Annotated in this window: 23 protein-coding genes; 13 read left to right on the top strand and 10 right to left on the bottom strand. The window is 56.6% G+C overall.

Going from position 1 to position 23,197, the window contains the following annotated elements; genetic code table 11:
- Positions 1 to 6: 6 nt before the first annotated feature.
- The 10 genes from R1T46_RS06595 to soxC all read right to left on the bottom strand — a co-directional run bounded on the left by R1T46_RS06595 (position 7) and on the right by soxC (position 7,332).
- Entirely contained in the window at positions 7 to 522 is a 516-nt protein-coding gene (locus R1T46_RS06595) for a heme-binding protein (protein ID WP_317307752.1), read from the bottom strand.
- Between the two features lie 27 nt (positions 523 to 549).
- A complete protein-coding gene (locus R1T46_RS06590; RefSeq protein WP_317307751.1) occupies positions 550 to 1,011 on the bottom strand; it encodes a hypothetical protein in 462 nt (153 codons plus the stop codon).
- A gap of 3 nt (positions 1,012 to 1,014) precedes the next feature.
- Positions 1,015 to 2,772 (bottom strand): thiosulfohydrolase SoxB, encoded by a 1,758-nt coding sequence (soxB, locus tag R1T46_RS06585; RefSeq protein WP_317307750.1) that lies wholly within the window; start codon positions 2,770 to 2,772, stop codon positions 1,015 to 1,017.
- A gap of 87 nt (positions 2,773 to 2,859) precedes the next feature.
- A complete protein-coding gene (locus R1T46_RS06580) occupies positions 2,860 to 3,171 on the bottom strand; it encodes a hypothetical protein (protein WP_317307749.1) in 312 nt (103 codons plus the stop codon).
- A gap of 25 nt (positions 3,172 to 3,196) precedes the next feature.
- The gene (gene soxA, locus R1T46_RS06575) at positions 3,197 to 4,036 is read right to left on the bottom strand and encodes a sulfur oxidation c-type cytochrome SoxA (protein WP_317307748.1); all 840 of its coding nucleotides are present in this window, start codon (positions 4,034 to 4,036) and stop codon (positions 3,197 to 3,199) included.
- A gap of 52 nt (positions 4,037 to 4,088) precedes the next feature.
- A complete protein-coding gene (soxZ, locus tag R1T46_RS06570; protein WP_036210664.1) occupies positions 4,089 to 4,400 on the bottom strand; it encodes a thiosulfate oxidation carrier complex protein SoxZ in 312 nt (103 codons plus the stop codon).
- A 25-nt stretch (positions 4,401 to 4,425) separates the two neighbouring features.
- Positions 4,426 to 4,914 (bottom strand): thiosulfate oxidation carrier protein SoxY, encoded by a 489-nt coding sequence (gene soxY, locus R1T46_RS06565; RefSeq protein WP_317307747.1) that lies wholly within the window; start codon positions 4,912 to 4,914, stop codon positions 4,426 to 4,428.
- Positions 4,915 to 4,933: 19 nt separating this feature from the next.
- Complete coding sequence (soxX, locus tag R1T46_RS06560; RefSeq protein ID WP_051947063.1) at positions 4,934 to 5,287, bottom strand: sulfur oxidation c-type cytochrome SoxX; 354 nt, start codon at positions 5,285 to 5,287, stop codon at positions 4,934 to 4,936.
- A 52-nt stretch (positions 5,288 to 5,339) separates the two neighbouring features.
- Entirely contained in the window at positions 5,340 to 6,017 is a 678-nt protein-coding gene (locus tag R1T46_RS06555) for a cytochrome c (RefSeq protein ID WP_317307746.1), read from the bottom strand.
- Positions 6,001 to 7,332, bottom strand: a complete 1,332-nt coding sequence (soxC, locus tag R1T46_RS06550) for a sulfite dehydrogenase (RefSeq protein WP_317307745.1) — start codon at positions 7,330 to 7,332, stop codon at positions 6,001 to 6,003. The genes R1T46_RS06555 and soxC overlap by 17 nt, the downstream gene beginning before the upstream one ends.
- Before the next feature lie 395 nt (positions 7,333 to 7,727).
- On the opposite strand from soxC, the gene R1T46_RS06545 reads away from it, so the two are divergent.
- The 13 genes from R1T46_RS06545 to R1T46_RS06485 all read left to right on the top strand — a co-directional run bounded on the left by R1T46_RS06545 (position 7,728) and on the right by R1T46_RS06485 (position 23,148).
- Positions 7,728 to 8,597 (top strand): MBL fold metallo-hydrolase, encoded by an 870-nt coding sequence (locus R1T46_RS06545; RefSeq protein WP_317307744.1) that lies wholly within the window; start codon positions 7,728 to 7,730, stop codon positions 8,595 to 8,597.
- Positions 8,598 to 9,038: 441 nt separating this feature from the next.
- Positions 9,039 to 9,722, top strand: a complete 684-nt coding sequence (locus tag R1T46_RS06540; protein WP_317307743.1) for a response regulator — start codon at positions 9,039 to 9,041, stop codon at positions 9,720 to 9,722.
- Complete coding sequence (locus R1T46_RS06535; protein ID WP_317307742.1) at positions 9,719 to 11,029, top strand: histidine kinase dimerization/phospho-acceptor domain-containing protein; 1,311 nt, start codon at positions 9,719 to 9,721, stop codon at positions 11,027 to 11,029. The genes R1T46_RS06540 and R1T46_RS06535 overlap by 4 nt, the downstream gene beginning before the upstream one ends.
- Positions 11,030 to 11,149: 120 nt before the next feature.
- Positions 11,150 to 12,361, top strand: coding sequence for an efflux RND transporter periplasmic adaptor subunit (locus R1T46_RS06530; protein WP_317307741.1), 1,212 nt, complete (start codon positions 11,150 to 11,152; stop codon positions 12,359 to 12,361).
- Positions 12,361 to 15,498, top strand: coding sequence for a multidrug efflux RND transporter permease subunit (locus tag R1T46_RS06525; protein WP_317307740.1), 3,138 nt, complete (start codon positions 12,361 to 12,363; stop codon positions 15,496 to 15,498). Before R1T46_RS06530 ends, R1T46_RS06525 begins: the two co-directional genes overlap by 1 nt.
- A gap of 75 nt (positions 15,499 to 15,573) precedes the next feature.
- Positions 15,574 to 16,110, top strand: a complete 537-nt coding sequence (locus R1T46_RS06520) for a hypothetical protein (RefSeq protein WP_317307739.1) — start codon at positions 15,574 to 15,576, stop codon at positions 16,108 to 16,110.
- Between the two features lie 17 nt (positions 16,111 to 16,127).
- The gene (locus R1T46_RS06515; RefSeq protein ID WP_317307738.1) at positions 16,128 to 16,682 is read left to right on the top strand and encodes a nitrilase-related carbon-nitrogen hydrolase; all 555 of its coding nucleotides are present in this window, start codon (positions 16,128 to 16,130) and stop codon (positions 16,680 to 16,682) included.
- On the top strand, positions 16,679 to 16,750 hold the full coding sequence (locus R1T46_RS06510; protein WP_317308272.1) for a transposase domain-containing protein: 72 nt from the start codon (positions 16,679 to 16,681) through the stop codon (positions 16,748 to 16,750). Before R1T46_RS06515 ends, R1T46_RS06510 begins: the two co-directional genes overlap by 4 nt.
- 647 nt (positions 16,751 to 17,397) lie before the next feature.
- A complete protein-coding gene (locus tag R1T46_RS06505; protein ID WP_036211050.1) occupies positions 17,398 to 18,474 on the top strand; it encodes a TRAP transporter substrate-binding protein in 1,077 nt (358 codons plus the stop codon).
- A gap of 100 nt (positions 18,475 to 18,574) precedes the next feature.
- On the top strand, positions 18,575 to 19,120 hold the full coding sequence (locus R1T46_RS06500) for a TRAP transporter small permease subunit (protein WP_036211047.1): 546 nt from the start codon (positions 18,575 to 18,577) through the stop codon (positions 19,118 to 19,120).
- Positions 19,117 to 20,412, top strand: coding sequence for a TRAP transporter large permease subunit (locus R1T46_RS06495; RefSeq protein WP_036211044.1), 1,296 nt, complete (start codon positions 19,117 to 19,119; stop codon positions 20,410 to 20,412). Before R1T46_RS06500 ends, R1T46_RS06495 begins: the two co-directional genes overlap by 4 nt.
- A 283-nt stretch (positions 20,413 to 20,695) precedes the next feature.
- Positions 20,696 to 22,015, top strand: a complete 1,320-nt coding sequence (locus R1T46_RS06490) for a cyclopropane-fatty-acyl-phospholipid synthase family protein (protein WP_317307737.1) — start codon at positions 20,696 to 20,698, stop codon at positions 22,013 to 22,015.
- A 2-nt stretch (positions 22,016 to 22,017) separates the two neighbouring features.
- Complete coding sequence (locus tag R1T46_RS06485; RefSeq protein WP_317307736.1) at positions 22,018 to 23,148, top strand: NAD(P)/FAD-dependent oxidoreductase; 1,131 nt, start codon at positions 22,018 to 22,020, stop codon at positions 23,146 to 23,148.
- Positions 23,149 to 23,197 lie beyond the last annotated feature (49 nt).

The raw sequence follows: 23,197 nt of genomic DNA, 5'->3' as shown, positions 1-23,197 counted from the left end.
ATACAATCAGAAAGACGCCATTTCCAGATCCATTTCCACGGCAGCAACACCCGCGCGGGCACAGTTCTCATCTGTTTCGCCGGACGGTGCACCGCTCACGCCAACACCCCCAATGGTTTCACCGCTTGCCTGAATGGGTATTCCCCCGGCAGAGAGCAGCACCTTCTCGACCTTGCCGACGGAAAATGGCCTGGTAAAGCGATCTTCCAGAGCCGAGGTCGGGCTGGTGAACGTCATGGCGGTGTAGGCCTTTCGATAGCTGACCTCGAGAGAGAGGTCCATGGCGAGTACATCCCGCAGCACCACTTGAGGGTGCCCACCCCTGTCCACCACAGTGACGGAGACCTGAACGCCCTGTTCACGGCAGGTGTCAATTGCAGTTTTCGCGATGGTCAGAGCGGTATCCATGGACAGTCGTTTGATCTCCACCATCACTGGCTGGGCACTCTCCTGTGCTCCGGCAATACCGGTAGCAGCAAGGGCCGATGCAACTATAAGGGACTTCGACAGCTTGGTCTTCATGACGGGGTTCCTTTTGGGGTCAGACGATCATGGGCGAACCAGCACATAGCCTTTTTCAACCTCGTCCAGGATATGGGCGACCCCCACGTCGACCGGGATGTTTTCAGGATGGAGTTCCGGACGGTTTCCGGTGCGTCTCTCGATGGTATTGATGGTGTTCATGCACACGCTAAACCGGACGCCCTGGGCCATGAGGCTACTGATCCTTTCCCGCCGACTGTTGTCTGCGTACATCAGGCGCACACCTGGTCCGAACGTCGTTATCTCGATATCAATCGCGTCCAGACCATAGTGCTCCAAAAGGTTGGCGGCGACACTGAGTACCATGTTTTGCTTCTCCGCTTTATCGTCACTCAGTTGAAGAAGCAGGAATTTCTCGGCGAATGGCTTGCTCTTGTTCAGCGATTCCCCGTGAAGGGTGCCCGCCGCTACCAGGAGCGCCAGGCCCAACACTGCTGCTCTGGATTGAGCAAAGAGATTCCTGTTCATCATTTATCCTGCGTAGTTTTCAATTCCGGGGTTACCGGCTACATTCTTGAGGGTTGGTGTATTGAACTTGTCGATCCTGACTGTCTTCTCTGACTTCAGGTACTCAGCAACAACGTCCCAGATTGGCGGGCCGGGTGCCCGTGAGTTCACTGTGGCCCAACCCGAGACCTTGTACATTTTGCTGGCCTCTATCCGCTGGCCGTTATCCAGGCGCATGTCCGAAATTCGATTGTTCATGCTGGCTGTCGGATCACAGGTGTAATCCATGCCACCGACACGCACCATGTCACCTCCCTGCTGGTAATAGGGATCCTTGTTGAACAGGTTGTCGGCCACATCCTCCATAATCAGCATAAGGTCGGCGCCTGACATTTCCCGGACATAGGTTTCCGGATAGGTAATGGCTGTGGCGTTCATAATGTCATCCATGGTGATGTGCTCACCCGGCAGAACAGTTGTACCCCAACGGAACCCGGGTGACAGGGAAATCTGGGCGTCGAGCACCTTTCTCTGGGCGTCGCAGATCACCTGGTCCATGGTGCCGTTGAAGTTGCCCCGCCGATAAAGCAGGTCGTCCGTGATGGCCAGTTTTTCACCAAGTTTGTCCATGTAGGGGGCTCGGACTTCCTGGATAAAACTGCTCATAGCAGCATCGGGCTTGATCAGGTCTGAAAAAACAGGCAATAGCTTGTATTGGTACCCCCGGACGCCGTTACTGCCGATATCCAGATCCAGTACCGCGACATATTTACCGTTGGTACCGGCGTTGCTTACCAGGGTCTTGCCGCCAGGGTTCGTAACTTCGGTGGGTTGTGGTACCGCGTCATGAGTGTGACCGCCCAGGATGGCGTCGATCCCGGTCACACGGCTTGCCATTTTCAGGTCTACGTCCATGCCATTATGGGAAAGCACCACGACCGCATTGACCTTTTCGTTTTCGCGGATTTCGTTGACCAGCGCCTGCATCTCGTTTTCCCGGATTCCCATGCGCCAGTCCGGAATGAAATAAGACGGATTGGCAATCGGTGTATAGGGGAAGGCCTGGCCGATGATCGCAACGCGCTTACCGCCCAGTTCGCGGATGGTATACGGCTTGAAAACCCGTCCACTGGCCTCGTCGTAGGATTCCACGCCCATGAATATGGCTTCGTCAGAGAGAAAGACGTTCTGGGCCAGAAACTCTCCTTGGAAGGCGTTGAGATTCTTTCGAATCTGCGGCTCCGGGTAGGTGAACTCCCAGTGCGCTGTCAGGATATCGATGCCAAGTCGGTTACTAGCTTCCACCATGTCCTCGCCCTGGGTCCAGAATGCGGTACCGGAGCCCTGCCAGAGATCGCCGCCGTCAAGCAACAGTGAGTTACCGGCACCCGCCTGCTCCCGCAGTTGATCAATGAGGGTCTTGAGATGGGCGAAACCACCCAAACTACCGTATTCCTGGGCTGCCTCGGTGTAATCAAGATAGGTAAATGCGTGGGAGCGCCGGGTATCCGCGGGAAGTCCGAAATGATTCAGGAAGTGACTGCCGACCAAGTGGGGAACCCTTCCCTTGCTGGGGCCAATTCCCAGGTTCACGTTGGGTTCACGGAAATGAACTGGTAACAGCTGGGCATGAATATCTGTAAGATGAAGCAACCGGACATTGCCGAACTTCGGTGCGTCGTACAGTCCCTCGCCGCCTTTTGCCAAAGCAAGTTTCGGGGCGAGCCCAGCCAGAGCGGCCGCTTGCATTGCCATCAGGAAGTCTCTACGGGAAATTGTCACTGCACTCTCCTTTTCTCTATAATTATTAGAGTGAGCCAGTTTGCCCGGTTCCGCGCAGGGCAAACTGGCAAGGTTCGGCACACGAAGTCAATGTCCTATGGCGACGTTGCGCCAGGCCTCCTCCTGCTGTTGCCGTTCGCGCTGCGCGACAGATTTTTCAGCAAGCTTCAGGCCCTCGCGGGCCATGGACTCGGCTTTTTCATAATCGCCATTGTCGGCAGCAGACTTCGCCGCCTTCAATCGGTCCGCGGTGACGGTCCACTGAAAGGTACCAGCATCCTGATGCATGCTCTGGGCCTTCGAGTAGACATCATTGAAGTCCTCTTTGGGCCCCGCCTGTCCTGTCAGCGGTACAGAAAGCGCAAGCGAGATACCGATTGTCAGTAAAGGCTTGTTCATTGTGATTCTCCCTCTCTGTTTATGACTATGGACGAGTTGCCGGTCCGACAACTGGCAGACCATTGCTCATGTAGGTCAGGAAATACTCGAGATTGCGGTATTCCTCACTCTGCGCTGCAAGGGGTTCTGCCCGCACATTTTTATTGCAGCCCGCAAAGCGGCGATGCAACGTGCCCAACTCACCCCACTTCGCACGGTGCACCGGGAAGTTTGCCGGTTGCCCAACTGTCGGAGACAGAAAGTCTGCCCGAATCCACTTGCCCGGATTCTGGACATGGCAACTTGCGCAGGAAAAATTCAACTGGCCCCGACGGCTGTAATAGAATTCCTTGCCGTCCTGGTAAGCAGTCATGGCATCGGGATCGTCCGGGACCTTGATATTGATGGGCTTGCCCTGGGAGGTGGACGCCATATAAGCGGAAATTGACGCGATCGCCCCCTTCTTCCAGCCCAGGGGCTCCTCACCATTGGCTTCGCGACAGCGGTTTATGGCGAGTTCAAGGGTGATAACTTCGTTCTTTTCCGTGTCGAAAAAGGGATAGTTCTGGCGAATACCGATGCCATCGTTTTCGAAACAGCTGGCGTAGGTCCTGCCATTGGCAAACGGCGTCTCGAACAGCTCCTTACCTTCGGCAACCGCGAACTCGTACGGTGGAAAGTCCTGCATGGATTCCCATTGTTTGCGGCGATCGTCGTTCAGCGCGTACTGCCCGTTCACGAAGTCCTCGAAAGGCACGTCCGGGAACATCTGCTTGAAGTATTCAGCCATTTCTTTCCGGTCTTCATCAGGGGTCGACCCTGCCAGTGCCTGGGGCACGGCCAGTGCTGCTCCGAGAGCGATCAGAATGAATTTCGCTTTAAGCATGTTCAATCCTCCTCTTCGGCGATCCAGGGCGCACCTGGTCGGCCGACAATCCTCAAGTGATCGTTGCAGTGGTTGAATCGCTCTCGCCCTCGTTATCGATCCAGCTGATAGTGATTTCGTCACCTTTTTTCGCTCCCTTGAACCGACATTCCAGGAATGGATCCTTGGATACCGCCGGCCCCCAGTTGGCAACAAATACATCCTTGCCGCCATGGGAAATTGTCAGAACCTGGATGAAATGGGCGGGAATAACATCACCCGCCGAATCCTTTACAAAACCTGAATCCATAGGGTGTCGAACCAGGGCTTTCAGTGATGTCACACCGTCGCTCTCTACTGCACGAACTCTGATACTGGACGCCATTATTGTTCTCCTGTCCGGTTAGCTGTCAGCCGCCGCAGCCGCCAACGGTCACTTTCACATTCTGGGTTGCCTTGTACGGTTTGCCGTCAGAAATCACGACTGCTACCACATCTGTCGTCTCGGCCATCTTCAGGCGATTCGATACGAATGGCAGTGCATCCCCGGCAATATCAAAATAGGCCGCCAGGGCATTCGGATTTTTGGCTACCAGCAACGCGATGCCCGTTACGTTCGGGAGTGTGGTTTCGACAGACACGGGCACCACGGCGCCGTTCTGCGCAATGGTTGGCAAATCCATGGTGATCTGATCTGATTCAGTCGCTTCCATCCCATACAGTTCAGCAATGGTTTCATCCACCCCGGGAGTCCCGAACGCCTTCTCCGGCCAGTCGGACGCATCGGGTGCGGTTGCCGCCTCGACTCTTAGTGGCACCATGCCGGAACCCAGCGCAAAGCCGGCAACTCCAACACCGAGCATCCCCTTCAAAAAGCCTCTTCGCCTTTGGTCAGTCACGGTAACTTCTCCTCCGCATTTAGAGCGTATACAGGTAATCGACGATTCGGTTTATTTCCTGCTTGCTCAGGATCATGTGTCGTCCGAATGGCGGCATCACCGTCACCGGGTTGAACTGGGTTTCGTCCCAGATGCGATTGAACAGGATTTCCCTGTTGGGATAGCGGGATTTCATATCCACAAGTTCCGGACCAATGTTTCCAGTCAGTTTGCCATCATCCATCTGGTGGCAGGCCAGGCAGTTACCATCCTTCCGGCTGAAAGCCAGCTCCTTTCCCCGGTCAATGTCAGCCTGGGCAGTTTCGGCAAACACTGGCGCAGTGGCACCCAGTGCGAGCGTGGTCAAGCACATGGAAATTAACGCTTTTCGCATCACGTAGTCCTCCTCGGCACGCGTTGTGGAGCCTTTTGCTCCTGGTCAGCCTTTACTCTGTCATGCCCTCATCAAGGGGACCGGTCGTGTTTGGTGTCAGGTTCTTACCAGCTGCTGAGTCCGACACCGTCGCCGATTCTTTGCAGTCCTTCATACAGCGTTCGTTGTTAACAACCGGTCGCGGGTCTTCCCAGGTGAAACCATCCTGATTGGGCATGACCACCTTCGGTAGGGTCTCCTTGTTGGCAACGAAGTCCCCTTCCACGATGTAATTGAGATTGAGGACATAGGCGGTCAGCGCATAAACCTGATCATCCGACAGCGATTGAGGTGCAAAAAAGGGCATGGCTCTGTGGATGTAATCCCAGAGCGTAGAGGCGTAAGGCCAGTAACTTCCCACCGTCTTTTCCGGACGGTCCTGGCCAAGACTGCCGTCGCCGCCGGCCAGCTTGGGGTTTCGCCCCATGCCCTCTCCGAAGGCTCCATGACAGGACGAACAGTAAGTCTCGTAAACGGCCATGCCCTCATCGACGCTACCACTGCCCTCGGGCAGCCCCATACCGTCAGGGCGAACATCGATATCCCAGGCAGCGATCTGTTCATCCGTAGCGGATTCGCCATAGCCGTAATGCCCGGCCTGTTCCGCAGAACCGATAACAGGCAGTGAAGCCAGAAGAATGCCGCAACAGGCACCAGCGAGCAGGTGTGGTGTCTTAGGAAAGCTGGACATTGACCACACCTCCGTCTGCGTTGACCTTCCAGGTCTGGATCGAATTTTTGTGATAGATCGAGTTGGTGCCACGGGCCTGTTTGAGCTGAGCCAGGGTCGGCTGCACATATCCGGTTTCATCAATAACCCGGGATTGCAGCAGCGCGGGGTTGCCGTCCCACTTCCACTCGAGGGAGAACCGCGTGAGCGATTTGGACATTACCGGCTCCCGCAACTGCGCCTGCTGCCAGTTCTGGCCGCCGTCGACAGAAATATCGACCGCTTTCACCTTGCCGCGGCCACTCCATGCGAGCCCTTCAATCTGATGAATACCCTTGCCACGCAACGGCATTTCGGGGCACGGCGATGTAATAACCGACTTGGCTTCCATAACCCAGGTGAAGCCATGGGCTGTGCCATCCGACATCAGATCCGTGTACTTGGACGTTTCTTCACGCTGCATCCACGGCTTGTCGCCGACTTCGAGCCGGCGCAGCCACTTAACATGGGTATTACCCTCCCAGCCCGGCACGACCAGGCGGATGGGATAGCCCTGCTCGCGACGCAGCGCCTCTCCGTTCTGGGCATAGGCCACAATGACATCGTCAAGGGCTTTCTCGAGCGGAATGCTCCGGGTCATGGCGGCACCATCAGCACCTTCCGCCAACAACCACTTGCCCTCAGTCTTGATGCCGGCTTCCTGAAGCAGCGTGGAGAGCCGAACACCGGTCCATTCGGCACAACTCACCATGCCGTGCAGAAACTGCAGCGAATTGAGCTGCGCGCCACGCCATTCCATGCCGCCGTTGGCCGGACACTCAATAAAATTGATCTGGGAAACGCTGGGGAATCGCTGAAGATCTTCCATTGAAAGTATGATCGGCCGCTCTACAAGGCCATGAATCATCAGTCGGTGCTGCTGGGGGTCGATTTCCGGTCGTCCGGCATGATGGCGCTCGAAGAAAAGACCATTTGGAGTGATGATTCCCTTAAGGTGTTGGAGTGGCGAAAAACTGATTGACGAGACTTTGTCAGCGGTCAGCCAGGGCACATTACGACGGATGACATCCTTTTCGAACGGAGAGGGAACACCGTATGGGTCGGCAACCACACCCGCCCCGAGAGTTCGGGTCCACGATGGAATCTCGGGTGGAGACTGTGTCGCCGCAAGGGCCTTCGGGGCAATGCCTGCGAGCGCACCACCAACCATGGCGCCACCTGCGGTAAACAGACCATTCCTGAGAAAACGTCTGCGTTCTGCCGAGGGTAAGCGTTCTGACTCTTCAAGGACCGCTTTTGACACATCCCGGTTGAGTCGGCGAGGTTTGCCAAGCATATTATTGTTCTCCTCTTTCGATTCCCTCTCGGGAAAGTCGGCCGACACTTCAGTGCAGAGACTAAAGGCCAGTCTTTTTGTTTTTTTATAAGGATATAACAAATTTATAGCCCCCTCACAGCCAAGTTGCAAGTGGCTTTGCCGTTGGACTTCGTAGGGCCTGCGCTCGAAAAATAGTCTTTGGAGTGCGGATAAGTCGACATTAGTCACCGCCAATGCAGGCACTTAATGCAGCGTGGAAAAAGATAGGAGAGAACAGAATGCGGGCAAAAAACATTTTTTTCAGTGTTAGATTTGTCGGAATATTAGCCGCAATATTGCTCGGGTCGGGAACACTCAAGGCCGGATCCTCGCCTGAGTATCCGCCACTATCGATTCCTTTTGAGGCGGAACCAGTGAGCGTAGACAATGTTTACTATTTTTCCGGCCACTCCGGGGTACCGGGAAAGCAGAATGAAGGCTTTACGGCCAATGCCGGATTTGTAATCACCGACCAGGGAGTGGTGGTGTTCGATGCCCTGGGAACACCGAGCCTTGGTGCAGCAATGATTGATAAAATACGCGAGATGACGGAATTACCCATAACTCACGTAGTGATCAGTCATTATCATGCGGATCATGTTTACGGGCTTCAAGCCTTCAAAGAGAAGACAAAAGCGAAGGTCTTTGCCCAGGAGTCATCCAGTCGCTATATCAACAGCCCGGAGGCGGCGCAACGCCTGAACCAGCGTAAACAGGCACTCTCACCCTGGGTAGATGACAGCACCAGGTTAGTCGCCCCTGATGTCACCTTTCGGGAGGAAACTGCGCTGGAATCCGGCAATTACCGGTTCCGTATCATGCATGCGGGGCCTGCCCATGCCCCGGATGACAGCTTGATGATGGTGCAACCCGCCGGTGTTCTGTTTTCCGGCGATATTATCCAGAATGACCGGGTTCCATACCTCGCCAGCTCTGAGGTGGACACCGGTAACTGGATGAGCGCCATTGATGAGGTCCGGAAACTGAAGCCCCGAATTTTGATACCCGGCCATGGCAAGGCATCGGAAAATGCCATGGAGGCCCTCAACTTCACCTATGACTATCTGGCGTATGTTCGGGACCGTATGGGTGGAGCGGTTGAAGCATGGATTCCATTCGAGGATGCCTATGAACAAACGGACTGGTCCCGCTACGACGACTTGCCGGCGTTCGATGCGTTTAACAAGGCCAACGCCTATCGCGTTTACCTTGAAAAGGAAAAAGCCGCTTTGGGTGGTGATTAGATCAGCCGCGACGCCATTTTGGCCTGGTACTGCAGGCTCTTTAGTAGTACCAAGGCCTTATGTCCGTGTGAATTTGTTCACTGAACTGATCTCTTCGCCGTTCCAGATGAACTAGTAGTGAACCGTTGTCAGCTTAGTAATGTCATTAATGACCCTGACCCCGTTTTAGCCACCGCTGTTTTTCGGGGGGATTACCCTCTAAAGATTCCCACTCACTAGTCCCCTGATTGGATGAATTGTCCAACCGTCTGTTTTTTCGGAACGCGAGTGTCAACCAGCCGAATTAAGTCAACATTAAGAGCTGACCGGAACGAAATGCAGATGTACTCTGCTCAGCCACAATCTCGGATGTCAATCTGAATCACCGTCAGTCTCTACGTATTGCTCAATACCCACGCACACCATAAAGTGCTGCGGAGCAATCCAACTGAGGGAGTCAATGTGCACGTTTTAATGGTGGAGGATGACGAACTTGTGGCATCCGGTTTAAGGGCCGGGCTGGAGCTTCATCATTGTGTGGTCGATCATGTTCGAACCGGTCGGGAGGCGCAGCATGCGCTGAAGCAGTTCAATCCTGACGTGGTTGTTCTGGATCTCGGGCTGCCCGATATAGACGGGCTAGAGGTGTTGGCGCAATGGCGAGCTGCAGATGTGCACACTCCGGTACTGATCCTCACCGCCAGGGATGCGGTGCAACGTCGGATCGAAGGGCTTGAAGCCGGAGCCGATGACTATGTCCTCAAACCGTTTGAACTTGACGAGCTCGCCGCACGCTTGCATGCCCTAGTACGGCGAGCCGCAGGGAGGGTCGTGTCAGAGATTTGTCATGGCGATCTGACACTGCGCCCTTCGACGGGGGAGGTCTTTCTTGCCGCCGAACCGGTAGAACTGTCCCGGCGGGAATTGGCGTTACTGGAAAAGCTCCTCAATGCTCGTGGGGTGGTATTGAGTGAAGAGCGTCTGAAAGATGGACTTTACGGGATGGATACCGAAGTCGAAAGCAACGCCCTGAACGTTCATATCCATCATCTTCGAAAAAAATTCGGTAAAAAACTGATCATCACTGAGCGTGGGGTTGGTTTCCGATTGGGTCCACCCGTGCGGTTCCGGGGCACAAAAGCATGAGTCTCCGTAGCCGCCTCTTGGCTATGCTCAGTCTGTCCTTGATCATACTTTGGCTGACCGTGGCAATGTTGATGTACCTGCATCTGGGAAACAAGGTATCGGAAACGCTGGATCAGCGCCTCGCCGCTTCAGCCAACATGGTTGCCGGTCTGATCTCTCAACAGCCCGAGCCGTTCTCTCAGGTATCCAGGGAGCCATTACTGATGTCCCCCTTAAGTGAGGGCGTCGCGTGTCAGATTCGGTCTGCTGCCGGCGAAATCCTGATGCAGACCGCCGGCCCACGCGGTGCCTCCCTGTCGAATGCAAAGCCTGGTTTTACCACCCGCACCGTTGCCGGGGAGAAGTGGCGGCTTTACACCCTGGAGCAGGATGGCCTGCAGATAACGACTGCTGACCGGGTTACAGAGCGCAGACAACTTGAAAACGGCATCATCCTCGTGATGGTAGTGCCATTCTCCCTGGCCTTGCTGGGTAGCCTGGTTGTCCTCTGGTGGGGAGTGCGCCGGGGACTGGAGCCGCTGCAAAAGCTGTTTCGCGAACTTCAGTTACGAGAACCCGCGAACCTCAAGCCGCTTTCAATTGGGAGCGCTCCTGCCGAACTCAGGCCCATCGTCAACACACTGAATTTCCTGTTTGTGCGTGTCGAGCGCACAGTGATCCGCGAACAGCGGTTTGCCAGCAATACGGCCCACGAGTTCCGGACGCCTTTAACCGGAATTAAAACCCACCTGCAAGTAGCCCGTCGCATCGACGGGGAACAGCAGCAACTGGCTCTGGCCAGGGCGGAAACGGGCGTGCAACGGCTACAGAATGTCGCCGAGCAGTTATTGATGCTGGCGCGTTTGGAGAGCCGGGATGACTGGCGCGAGTTTGAGCCCTGTTCGGTAAGCATCGCCATATGCGAGGCGCTTGTGGATATGCCGGGGAGAGAACGAGTAAAACAGAATCTGGAAACAGAGAACATTCTCGTGAACGCACCACACCCTTTGGTGGTTATCGCGGTAAGGAACCTGCTTGAAAATGCCTTGAAATTTTCCAGCCATGACCAGCCGGTGGAGCTGACCGTTTCCTGCCAGGTGTCGAATCATCGAGATATGGTCAGGCTTATCATTCGCGATGGAGGCCATAGCCCGTCAACCAGCGAGCACGTCGATGGACAACAAAACATTCGAGCGCCTGAACAAGGGCATGGGCTTGGGCTGACTATCGTGGAATCCATTGCCGAGCAATTCAATGGTCGCCTTCACGCAGAGGAAAATGCACGCGGCGGCATGGACTGGGAATTGGCATTACCAAGAGTTCTCTGAAGTGGCTAGATGGGATGTGCTGGCCAGACGCTTTTAGCTGAGGTGCATTTAATACCGCCTTAATAATCCCGTGGTTGACTTGCCAGCCTTTTTGGTTCGCCTGTCCCCGGAGCGGTTTTAATGAAGCTAGTGCATCTGTTTTTTCCATCGGTCTTTTCTCGCTGGTTGTCAGGGCTTGTTGTTCTGGCAGCTGCAATGCTGCTTGGCGCCTGCGGCACCGAGTCGAGCACATCCGAACCGAAAACATCTGGCGCAGAGGTGACCGTCGCTGTCGTGGAAACCGGCGACGCGGTGCAGTACGGCGAATACGCCGCCCGGGTGCGAAGTCCTGGCGCCGTGGAACTGCGTGCGCAGGTGGGGGGCGTTCTAAAAAAGCGCTTGTACCAGGAGGGGCAGCTTGTCCAGAAGGGCGAGACCCTGTTTCAGATTGATCCGGAGTCCTACTCCCTGGCACTGGAATTGGCCGAGGCGGAGTTGGCCGAGGTTCGGGCGGAGCACAGTAATGCGGAGCGGGAATGGCGTTGCCAGCAGGAGCTGTTTGCCCGCAAGGTGAGCAGTGAGTACGACAGGGACAAGGCCGAGACCGCACTGCAGGCGACATCGGCTCGGCTAAAGAAAGCTGAGGTAGCCGAGAATGACGCGAAGCGAATGTTGAACTATGCCCAGGTAGAAGCGACCGTGGCAGGCGTCGCTGGGCTTGAGGCCCTCGCGGCAGGCAGTCTGGTGGAAGCCGGCACCCTGCTGACCACCATCACGCCGCGCGACCCTATTCACGTTTATTTCACCTTGCCTTCCGGTGATGCCGCCATGCATCAGGCCGCGTTTGCAGGCAGGTCTGGTGGACCGGTGGAAACCGGCTTGCTTCTGGATCGTGGACGAGTCTTCCCCCATGCGGGCCAGTTGAATTATACCGACGCCCGCATCGACCCTCTCACCGACAGTGTCGAGATGCGCGCGGTGTTTCCAAATACTGAGGGTGAGTTGCTGCCGGGCCAATTTGTGCGACTGCAACTACCCCTGCGGACTTTCAGGGATGCTGTACTCATCGATCCGAAAGCCGTCACTGAGGGCCCGGCGGGGCCTCGGGTATTTACCGTCGAAAACAATAATGCCACCGACGCGCAAATGGCCAGGTCTCGGCCGGTGAAATTAGGGCCTGTCGTTGAAGGCTTGCAGGTAGTAACCGCTGGGCTCGCCGCCGGGGATCAGCTGGTGGTAAACGGTCAGGTTTCGCTCCGGCCGGGCAGGTCGGTGAGTGTTGTCGAAACAGTTCCGTCCCGGGCCCATGCGCAAAGGGAGCAATCCCGCACCCGTGCACAGGCGGGCCTGTAATGCTGCGATTTTTTATCGACCGCCCCATTTTTGCGTCCGTAATTTCGGTCATTATTATTCTGGCGGGGTTAGCCGCCTTACGCCTGTTGCCACTTGAGCAGTACCCGAACGTGGTGCCGCCCCAGGTGGTGGTCACCGCTTCCTATCCGGGCGCCAGTGCCGCTGTGGTTGCGGACTCGGTGGCCTCTCCGCTGGAGCAGGAAATCAACGGCGTGGAGGACATGATCTATATGGACTCCACCAGCACCGACACGGGCACCCTGAAACTTACGGTGACCTTCGACATCGGCACTGATCCTGATCAGGCCACCATCAACGTAAACAACCGGGTTCAGGCAGCGGCCCCGCGCCTGCCCCAGGTTGTGCGCGACATGGGCCTGGGCGTGCAGGCGCGTTCCACCGATATTCTCCTGCTGGGTGTGCTTACTTCGCCCGACGACAGCATGGGCATGGTGGAAATCAGCAACTATGCGCTGCTCAACATGCTGGACGAACTGGTGAGGATCGAAGGCGTGGGCGATGCCAGTCTGTTCGGCCTGCAGGACTACGCCATGCGAATCTGGCTCGATCCGGCCCGACTCGCCAAGCATGAACTCACCACCCAGGACGTGGCCGCCGCCTTGCGGGAGCAGAATGCCGAATACGCCACCGGCCGCCTGGGCTCCCCGCCCGATAGTGAGGAAGAGCCCTTTACCTTCACTGTCACCAGTGAAGGTCAGCTCACCACCCCTGAGCAGTTCGAATCGATTGTACTACGCAGCCTGGCGGACGGCTCCAACCTGCGCCTGGGGGATGTCGCCCGGGTGGAACTGGGCTCCCAGGATTACAGTTTTTCCGGCACCTTCAATGGCTCGCCCGCAGTGCCCTTCCAGATCTATCTGGAGTCCGGAGCCAATGCACTGGACACCGCCGACCGGGTTCGGGACGCGTTGCAGGACCTCGGGCAAAATTTTCCGGCCGATCTCGAATATACCATTGCCTACGACACCACCGAATTTGTGCGAACGTCCATTCGCGAGGTGGTCATCACGCTGCTGGTGGCCGTCGCCCTAGTGGTGCTGGTGACCTACCTGTTCCTGCAGAATTTTCGCGCCACGCTGATCCCGGTGGCGGCCATTCCAGTGTCCCTGATCGGCACGTTCGCCGGCATGCTCGCTCTGGGCTTTTCCCTGAACATGCTCACTCTGTTCGGGCTTGTTCTGGCCATTGGCATCGTGGTGGACAACGCCATTATTGTCATGGAAAACGTCGAACGCCTGATGACCGAGAAGCGCATGTATGCGCGCGAAGCCGCCATCGAAACGGTGGGGCAGGTGAGCGGCGCAGTGCTTTCATCCACCCTGGTGCTGGTGGCAGTATTCTCGCCGGTAGCCTTTCTGGGAGGGTTGAGCGGCGGCCTGTATCGTCAGTTTGCCGTCACTATAGCCGTGTCCGTAGTTATCTCCGGTGTGGTGGCGCTGACACTGACTCCTGCCATGTGCGCCTTGCTGCTTCGCCCGCAGCGAACTGAGCCCGGCAAATTTTTCCGCGCCTTCAATCGCGGCTTCGACAAGTTAACGGCCGGCTTCACCGCGGTGGTAAGAGGGCTGCTGGAACGCCCGCGCACCGGCCTCATCCTTCTGCTGTTCTTCTTTGGTGCTACGTGGCTGTTGACCGATCGTTTGCCCTCCGGGCTTTTGCCGGCGGAAGATCAGGGTGTAGTGCGCGTGCTGGGGCAGTTGCCGCCCGCCTCGTCGCTGCCGCGCACCGAGGGGGTGCGGGATGCTTTCTCTCAGAAGATCATGGCCATGGATGAAGTTGAAAGCTACATTTCCTTCGCCGGCTTCGACCTGGTCAACGGTGTGATGCGCAGCCATGCGCTGGGGGGCTTTGTAAGCCTGAAGGACTGGAACCAGCGCAACGATCAGCAACAAAGCGCCTTTGCGGTGGCTGAGCGGGTGCGCGGTCTGGGCAGCAGCGTTCAGGAAGCCAACCTGCGCTCGTTTACACCGCCGCCGATTGCCGGCCTGTCGCTGACGGGCGGCGTAGAAGGTTATCTGCAAGTGCGGGGCGATACCGACGTAGCCCTGCTGGAAAAGGTGGCGGGCGCATTGCGAGAGACCGCGGCCGCCCGCCCCGAACTGGCCGCTGTTAACGCCATGTTTGAAGCCCGTGTTCCTCAATACCATTCCGTGGTGGACCGGGAAAAAAGCAAGGCCATGGACATACCCGTCTCCCGCATCTATGACACGTTACAAAGCACCATTGGCGCCCGCTACATCAATGACTTCTCGTATCTGGGCCGACTATGGCGAGTTTATCTGCAATCAGAAAGCGAGTACCGGCGCCAGCCTGAGGATCTCCGCCACGCCTTTGTCCGTAGCGACAATGGCAGCATGGTGCCGCTGAGTTCGTTGGTTTCACTGGAGCGAAGCCGGGGTGCAGATTTGCTGACGCGATTCAACGGCTACCCGGCCATACGGGTAATGGCGAATCCAGCGCCGGGTTACAGCAGCGGTCAGGCCAAAACGGCTCTGGAAGAAGTGTCTGCCTCGCTCCCCCTGGACGCGGATACTCAAATGGCTTGGGTTGGCGAAGCCTATCAACTGGATCAGGTCTCTGACAGCGCCACCGGTGCCTTCTTCATGAGCTTACTGATGGTCTTTCTGATTCTGGCAGCCCAGTACGAACGACTCGCCCTGCCGCTCGCGGTGGCCACCTCAGTGCCTTTTGCGGCGTTGGGCGGAGCGCTCGCGAGCTTGCTGCGCGGCTTTCCCAATGATCTTTACTTTCAGGTGGGCCTGTTAGTGCTGGTGGGGCTGGCGGCCAAGAATGCGATTCTGATTGTGGAATTCGCGGCGCAGAACCGGCGGACCGGCATGGCTTCGGCCACAGCGGCCCTCAACGCGGCGCGCCAGCGCTTTCGTGCGATCATCATGACGGCCGCTACGTTCGTTGTAGGCTCTCTGCCCCTGATGGTGGCTGGCGGAGCTGGCGCCGCCAGCCGCCAGGAAATCGGCACGGTGGTAGTGGGTGGTATGCTCGCGGCGAGCAGCCTGGCGCTGGTCTTTGTGCCGCTGGCTTATAAACTCCTCGACGACCTGTCCTGTTGGTGGGCCGGCAAACTGAAAAGATCCGCACAGGATGCCAGTGCCTGACTGCTTCCGGTTGTACCCGAGTGTGCGCTAGCAGCCACTTCTGCCGGGCTGATGGCTCTGCTTGCTGGGAGTGCCATGTCGCTTGCGTTTGCCCCTGTGGGCTGGGCATGGCTTGCGGTGATCGCTCTGGCAACGTTTTTTGTTCTGACCGCGCAATCTTCAAGATTGCTAGCGCTGTGGTCTGCCTACCTCTTTGGCCTTGGCTACTACGGCGTGGGTGTCTCTTGGGTCTATATCAGCATCAGCCAGTATGGCAATGGCCCCGTGGTGGCAGTTTTAGCCACGGCGGCCTTTGTTTCCCTGCTCGCTCTCTTTCCATGGGGCGTTGCGTATTTCGTGCGCCGACTGCGCCCTGAGATGGACACAATCGCGCTCTGGATAGGGCTGCCGGCGGCATGGGTGCTGAGTGAATGGATGCGTACCTGGTTCTTAACTGGCTTTCCCTGGCTCTTTATCGGCTACAGCCAGACCGACACCACACTTGCGACTATCGCTCCTGTCTTTGGCGTGCTTGGCGTGAGCTTTCTCGTCGCACTTTTCGCTGCTGGGCTTGCGTGGATTGTCTTGGCGCCAAGCCTGCGCGGTGCTGCGGTAATCGGTGCAGTGTTATAGTCTCAACCTTCGCCGGCTTGCAGCTGCTGGATCGCGAGTGGACGCAACCAGCCGCAGACCCAATTAATGTCGCCCTCTTGCAGGGAAACCTCAAGCAAGACAAGAAATGGGATCGGGACTACCGGGAGATCACGTTTGAGCGCTATCAGGCGCTTACCATAGAGCATCTCGGGGCCGATATCGTTATCTGGCCAGAATCGGCAATCCCGATGTGGCATGACCAGGCCAAGGAATATCTTGCTGAGCTTAAGGTATTAGCCGATCAAGCAGGCACCTCGTTATTGATTGGCGTCCCGGTACGTGAATCGGAGGGTCGTGCCTACAATGCGGTGGCGAGCCTCTCCGATCCCTCAGGCCTTTACTACAAACGCCACCTGGTACCCTTCGGTGAGTATGTTCCGTTTCGGGACTTCTTTGGTTCGGCCTTCGACGTGCTCGGCGCGCCCATGTCAGATTTCACGCCGGGACAGGAAGCGCACATCCTGAATGCCTATTCAGGGCACCCTAAAAAGCCCGCTCGGTCTCGGCAAAAAGGTCCGCTTTCCAATGTCAGTGTGCTGCTGCCGACATGACCCTGATCGAGTCAGCGAAGCTGAATGGCCATGATCCTCAGGCCTACCTGAAGGGTGCGCGCGCATGAGTAAAAAGCACTCGCCACCTCGTCTATCTTCCTGACAAAACCTTTCCATGCGATCTCCTGCCTCACACTATACCTATGAACAAAACTTGGGGAACTCAAAAAAACTATGCGAATTCGTATGCTGAGGCTGCATTTCAATGCGGGTCATTTGTTGAGCGCAGCGGTTCTACCGATGTGAAAATCGCTGGCTCAGTTGAAAAGCGCAACCGAGAGTCCGGATGTGTACAAACGAGCGCCGTTCTATACATATTAAAGAGGCCCCAGAGTGTATACACGTCCTTTATTCAAATCTTCCTGAACTTCAAATGATAATCAGAGACTTAAGTCACATGTACACAGTCCACGTGAAAACTGTGCAGCGCGGTTGAGAAGCACCGGCAAATTACCCGCGACATCCTCAAGGTGCTGGTCGAGTATCGCCATCCGGTGTCCACTATCAGCGATGGCGCCTCCGCCATGGTACTGGCCAGGAACATTGCCTCACACTGACCAGCGGGAGAAAGTCGTAAGACCTAGGTCGTACAGAGGCGGGTTTTTCATTCCGTTTCTTAACGTTTGTTGATAACTTGAACTAGAATTAGGAGTTACTTTCCCTGACAGAGGGAGAGGCTCTCAACACAACAACGACAAAAGAGGCTAGAAGAGCAATGAAGATCCGTTCTGTTCTATCCGCGGCTGTGCTGGCTGTAGCAACTACCTTTGCTTCCACACAAGCCCTCGCTCAAGACACGTTTACCCTGCGCCTGGCCGAGACCTGGGGGCCCAACTTCCCGATTTTCGGTGACACCACCAAACGGTTCGCTGAAACTGTCGAAAAAATGTCCGACGGCCGCCTGAAGGTCCGCATCGACTCGTCAAACAAGCACAAAGCGCCCTTCGGTGTCTTTGATATGGTCAAGGCCGGCCAGTACGACATGGGTCATTCCGCGTCCTACTACTGGAAAGGCAAAGTACCCAACACCCTGTTCTTCACCAGCATGCCTTTCGGCATGAACGCGATGGAACAATACGCCTGGTTCTACCACGGCGGTGGTATGGAACTGATGCAGGAGGTTTACGAACCCCACAACATGCTGTCGTTCCCGGGTGGCAACACCGGCGTTCAGATGGGCGGCTGGTTTCGCAAGGAAATCAACACTCTCGAAGACCTGCAGGGCCTGAAGATGCGTATTCCTGGCTTCGCCGGTGAGGTGTTTGCAGAAGTAGGCGTTAATCCGACCAACATCCCACCGGGCGAGCTTTACACAGCCCTGGAACGCAACACCATTGACGCGGTTGAGTGGGTTGGTCCTTCCCTGGATCTGCGTCTCGGTTTCCAGCAAATTGCGGACTATTACTACACTGGCTGGCACGAGCCCGCCACGGAGCTGCAGTTCCTGGTGAACAAGAAGGTATGGGAAGAACTGCCAGCCGACCTTCGTGAAATCATGCGCGTCGCCATGCGCACAGCCTCCTACGACATGCTGGTTCACTCTCAGCACGCAAACGCAGAAGCCTGGGCCAACATCAAGGAAGAGTACCCGAACGTACAGATCAAGAAATTCCCTGAGGAAATCTTCCAGGCCATGCACGAGGCCAATGAGAAACTCCTGAAAGAAGCGGCAGCGAACAATGAGCAAGCCGCAAAGATTGTAAAATCCCAACAGGAATATCTTGAGAAGAGCCGGGCCTACACGGACATTTCCGAGCGGGCCTACCTAAACACGATGGCAGAAGTCGAGTAACATATCGGCAGTAACTGAGCCGGGATCGCTCTAGCAGTGATCCCGGTTTTGTCGTTTATAGCAATTGAAAAATCGCCGGCTCGCTGGCGGAGGACAATCAATGCGTTGGATTATCAAGCTGGACGAGGGCCTGGCCACCCTGTCCATTTTTTGCGGCTGGGTGGCCTGTGCCGCAATGATTCTGATGGCCGGTAACGTCTTCTACGACGTAGTAGCCCGCTACGCTTTCAATGAAGTTTCGATCGGTATGCAGGAAATGGAGTGGCATCTCTATTCCGTGGTGTTCCTGTTGGGCATCCCCTACGCATTGCGCACGGACGGCCATGTTCGCGTAGACGTTTTCTACACCCGCTGGCGTGACAAGACCAAAGCCTGGGTCAACATCGTTGGTGCTGTTATCTTTGTCATCCCCTTTGCCTACCTGATCTGGAACTACGGTTACGATTTTGCCGTTGAGTCCTACAGCATGGGCGAAGGCAGCGGCGACCCGGGTGGGCTACCCCATCGCTGGGTGATCAAGAGCGTGATCCCGATTTCCGCGGTGTTTACCGGTATCGCCGGGTTCAACATGGTGACCTTCGCAATACGGGTTATCTCCGGCGACAAGACCTATGAGCCCAAGCACGGCGCGGAGGGTCTCGCATGATCGGTATGATTATGTTCGGAGCCGCCCTCCTCCTTCTGATGCTGGGCTTCCCGGTTGCCTTTACCTTTGGCGGCGTTGCCCTGTTTTTCGGGATCTATGCCGAAGGCATGGATCTGTTCGCTTTCATGCCCTATCGCATCATGAGCGTCATGCAGAACACGGTGCTGATGGCGGTGCCGTTGTTCATCTTCATGGGTGTGGTCCTGCAACGCACGCGGCTGGCCGAGCAATTGCTGACCTCCATGGGCCGCCTGTTCGGTGGATTGCCAGGGGGCCTGGCCATTTCCACCATCCTGGTAGGTGCCCTGCTCGCCGCATCAACGGGCGTCGTCGGTGCTAGTGTGGTAGCCATGGGTCTGATCTCTCTCCCCGTGATGCTGGCCCATAACTACGACAAGCGGCTTGCCACGGGCACTATCTGTGCGTCCGGCACACTGGGCCAGATCGTACCGCCTTCGATTATCCTGATTATCCTTGGCGACGTGCTCGGGCTCCCGGTTGGCGACCTCTTCAGGGCAGCCGTTATCCCAGGTGTGGTGCTGGTCGGTCTGTACATCATCTACATCCTTGTTCTCACCCGCTTCAAGCCTGAAACCGGCCCCGCCATGCCGGATGACAGCGGACTGTCACGGGGCAAGGAAATCCGTGCAGCGCTGCTGGCGATTATCCCGCCGCTGGCGTTGATCATCGTCGTATTGGGCTCCATCTTTGCCGGTATTGCCACCCCCACGGAATCTTCGGCGCTCGGTGGTGTCGGCGCCGTGGTGCTGGCCATCATTTACCGCCAGTTCTCCTTCAAGATGGTGTGGGATGCCTCAAAGGACACGGTGAAGGTCACTGCCATGGTGTTCGCCATCCTCGTGGGTGCAACCGCATTCTCGATGGTGTTCAGCTACACCGGTGGCGATTACCTGCTGGAAGAATGGCTACTGCAGCTTCCCGGCGAAAAATGGGGCTTCATTATCCTGGCCATGCTGGTCATCCTGGTGCTGGGCTTCTTCATCGACTTCGTGGAAATTTCGTTCATCATCGTGCCGATCCTGGCACCGGTGGCGGAAGCCATGGGCATCAACATGCTGTGGTTCGCGATTCTGATTGCCATGAACCTGCAAACCAGTTTCCTGACGCCCCCATTCGGGTTCAGTCTGTTCTATCTCAAAGGCGTATCACCACCCGGTGTACAGACCACCGATATCTACAAAGGGGTACTACCGTTTATCCTGATGCAGGTACTGGTGCTGGCGATGATCGTCATTTTCCCGGAATGGTTTGGCATGAGCTCGACCTACTGACGTCGGCGCAGCCGACAGCACACCGACAAGCCGGGGCCTTGCAGCCCCGGTTTTTTTGCCCGCCATTCCCGCTTTTACCCCTTTTACCTAATGCCCCAATAGCAACCCTCCATTCTTTGGTGTGTGGGGGGATATGACAAAACACGCTTGTTTTCTATACTAAAGACGAAGCAGGCGATTCTCAGTTGTGATATCGGGACACGCCCTGATGCTGAATCACTGTCGGCCAAGCCCGCCGACTTCAGTCCGTGATTAACCAGCTGAAAAAGGGAGATATGTATCCATGAGCCAAAGCACCGCCCGGAAACCCCCAGCGTCCACCAACGACCGACCGGAGGACAGGCCTCACGTCCTGACGTTGCCCCTGGAAGAGCAGCAGGCGGACCGTGAGCCTCACAGTTATGAACGCTGGCTGATCGCCAAGCTGATGCGCATGGCCGGGTCACCGCCGCTACGGTTCCAGTTGTGGAACAACGAATTCATTGACCCTGAAGAAGGCCATGCCCGCTTTACGCTCAAACTGACAGACCCCAAGGCGCTGTTTACGCTGGTTACCAACCCCAACCTGGCGTTTGGAGATCTATACAGTGCAGGCAGACTGCAGGTAGATGGCGATCTTTCGGAGCTGATGGAGACACTTTACCGCTCAATTCACAACGCCAGGCAGAAATGGCCCAAATGGCTGGAAGCCCTGTGGCGCAACCATAACCCCCGCTCTACTGGCGTTTCTGAAGCCCGGGAGAACATTCACCACCATTACGATCTGGGCAACGAATTTTACCGGCTCTGGCTGGATCATGCCGAAATGCAGTACACCTGCGCCTATTACGAAACGCCGGATTTGACCCTGGAACAGGCCCAATTGGCCAAGCTGGAGCACGTTTGCCGCAAGTTACGGCTGAAACCCGGCATGACGGTTGTGGAAGCTGGCTGTGGCTGGGGTGGTCTTGCGCGCTATATGGCCAGGAACTACGGCGTAGAGGTGCATTCCTACAACATCTCGAAAGAACAGCTAACCTACGCCCGGGAAGAAGCCAGGCGTCAGCAGTTGGAGCACCTGATTGAATACGTTGAAGACGACTATCGCAATATCAGCGGCCAATACGACGCCTTTGTGTCCATCGGCATGCTGGAGCATGTCGGCACGGACAATTACCAGGCACTGTCGGAGCTGATCAGTCGCTCCCTGAAGCCGGGCGGCCTGGCGTTACTGCACAGCATCGGCCGCAACCGGCCCATGCTGATGAACGCCTGGATTGAGAAACGCATCTTTCCGGGCGCTTACCCACCGAGTATCTCTGAGTTCATGGGCATCTGCGAGCACAGCGACTTTTCGGTGCTGGATGTCGAAAACCTCAGACTGCACTACGCCCAGACGCTGACCCACTGGATGGAACGGTACAGAAGCAACATGGACAAGGTCACAGAGATGTACGACGGGCACTTTGCCCGGGCCTGGGAAATGTACCTCGCCGGCTCCATAGCCGCCTTCCGGGCCGGGTCACTGCAACTGTTCCAGGTGGTCTTCACCCATGGCGGGAACAACCAACTGCCACAAAACCGCCAGGATATCTATTCGTCCCCCGCAGCTCCGGAGGCATAATCATGGACTACTACGACCTGATTATCGTGGGTGCCGGGCCCGCAGGCTCCACGCTTGCCCACGCACTGCAGGACAGTGGCAAACGCATTCTGGTGATCGATAAGAAGGATTTCCCTCGGGACAAGACCTGCGCCGGCTGGGTTACCCCTGCGGTGATGGACAGTCTCGACATCGACATCAACCACTACGGCACCGGGCGAACCCTCCAGCCCATCCGGCGGTTCCGTATAGGCATGATGGGGCAACCGGCGGTAGAAAATGACCACGGTGACATTGTCAGTTACGGCATACGGCGCTGCGAGTTCGATGCGTTTCTTCTGGACAGGACAACCGTGCCGAAGCAACTGAACACACCGGTCAAGTCCATTGTTCGTCGCGATGGCAACTGGGTGATCAACGATACCTGGGAGGCACCCCTGATCGTAGGTGCCGGGGGCCATTTCTGCCCGGTGGCGAAGCTGATGGGAGACGGCCCTGGCAGCCACGAAGTCGTGGTGGCGGCCAAAGAGGTGGAATTCGAGATGACGCCTCAACAGGCCGAGGTGTGCGAAGCCCGTGGCGACACCCCCGAGCTCTGGTTCTGCCGCGACCTGAAGGGCTATGCCTGGGTGTTCCGAAAAGGTAATTTTCTCAATATTGGCCTTGGTCGGGAAGACAATCACAAACTGACCGAGCACCTCAATGCCTTCGTGGAGGAGATGAAATCCGAAGGACGCATACCGGCCGATTTACCGGGCAAGTTCAAAGGACATGCCTACCTGCTATACGCCCACGCGGAGAGACCACTGGCCGATGACGGCCTGCTGTTGATCGGTGATTCCGCCGGCCTGGCTTACACTCAGAGCGGCGAAGGTATTCGCCCTGCCATAGAGTCCGCATTGATGGCGGCAGACATTATTCGCGACCAGGAGGATTATTCTGCCCAGGCACTGCAGGCTTACGGCGAAGCTATTGCCAGCCGTTTTGGGAATCGCGCCATGCCTCAGGATGAGGGCTGGCAAGTGCCGGACTGGGTCAAAATGCCATTGGCCAGCACCCTGATGCGGTCCCACTGGTTCACCCGCAAGGTCGTCACCGAAAAATGGTTCCTGCATCAGCAGGTGCCACCGCTGGCGACGGTTTCCCAAGGCTGATAGAACGTATAAAACCGGATCGGGCAGTACCCGGTCCGGCTCTCCTTAT

Source organism: Marinobacter salarius, assembly GCF_032922745.1.
GTDB lineage: Bacteria > Pseudomonadota > Gammaproteobacteria > Pseudomonadales > Oleiphilaceae > Marinobacter.
This window is presented reverse-complemented; position numbering and strand designations above follow the sequence as displayed.

What these genes read in the sequence shown, in the direction of transcription:
- R1T46_RS06520 (WP_317307739.1), top strand. Translation starts at nt 15,574, where the DNA reads ATGTCGCTTGCGTTTGCCCCTGTGGGCTGGGCATGGCTTGCGGTGATC.
- R1T46_RS06580 (WP_317307749.1), bottom strand. Translation starts at nt 3,171, where the DNA reads ATGAACAAGCCTTTACTGACAATCGGTATCTCGCTTGCGCTTTCTGTA.
- R1T46_RS06500 (WP_036211047.1), top strand. Translation starts at nt 18,575, where the DNA reads ATGCGTTGGATTATCAAGCTGGACGAGGGCCTGGCCACCCTGTCCATT.
- R1T46_RS06485 (WP_317307736.1), top strand. Translation starts at nt 22,018, where the DNA reads ATGGACTACTACGACCTGATTATCGTGGGTGCCGGGCCCGCAGGCTCC.
- R1T46_RS06555 (WP_317307746.1), bottom strand. Translation starts at nt 6,017, where the DNA reads ATGTCCAGCTTTCCTAAGACACCACACCTGCTCGCTGGTGCCTGTTGC.
- R1T46_RS06530 (WP_317307741.1), top strand. Translation starts at nt 11,150, where the DNA reads ATGAAGCTAGTGCATCTGTTTTTTCCATCGGTCTTTTCTCGCTGGTTG.
- soxZ (WP_036210664.1), bottom strand. Translation starts at nt 4,400, where the DNA reads ATGGCGTCCAGTATCAGAGTTCGTGCAGTAGAGAGCGACGGTGTGACA.
- R1T46_RS06525 (WP_317307740.1), top strand. Translation starts at nt 12,361, where the DNA reads ATGCTGCGATTTTTTATCGACCGCCCCATTTTTGCGTCCGTAATTTCG.
- soxA (WP_317307748.1), bottom strand. Translation starts at nt 4,036, where the DNA reads ATGCTTAAAGCGAAATTCATTCTGATCGCTCTCGGAGCAGCACTGGCC.
- soxX (WP_051947063.1), bottom strand. Translation starts at nt 5,287, where the DNA reads ATGCGAAAAGCGTTAATTTCCATGTGCTTGACCACGCTCGCACTGGGT.
- R1T46_RS06595 (WP_317307752.1), bottom strand. Translation starts at nt 522, where the DNA reads ATGAAGACCAAGCTGTCGAAGTCCCTTATAGTTGCATCGGCCCTTGCT.
- soxC (WP_317307745.1), bottom strand. Translation starts at nt 7,332, where the DNA reads ATGCTTGGCAAACCTCGCCGACTCAACCGGGATGTGTCAAAAGCGGTC.
- R1T46_RS06590 (WP_317307751.1), bottom strand. Translation starts at nt 1,011, where the DNA reads ATGAACAGGAATCTCTTTGCTCAATCCAGAGCAGCAGTGTTGGGCCTG.
- R1T46_RS06490 (WP_317307737.1), top strand. Translation starts at nt 20,696, where the DNA reads ATGAGCCAAAGCACCGCCCGGAAACCCCCAGCGTCCACCAACGACCGA.
- R1T46_RS06505 (WP_036211050.1), top strand. Translation starts at nt 17,398, where the DNA reads ATGAAGATCCGTTCTGTTCTATCCGCGGCTGTGCTGGCTGTAGCAACT.
- R1T46_RS06535 (WP_317307742.1), top strand. Translation starts at nt 9,719, where the DNA reads ATGAGTCTCCGTAGCCGCCTCTTGGCTATGCTCAGTCTGTCCTTGATC.
- R1T46_RS06495 (WP_036211044.1), top strand. Translation starts at nt 19,117, where the DNA reads ATGATCGGTATGATTATGTTCGGAGCCGCCCTCCTCCTTCTGATGCTG.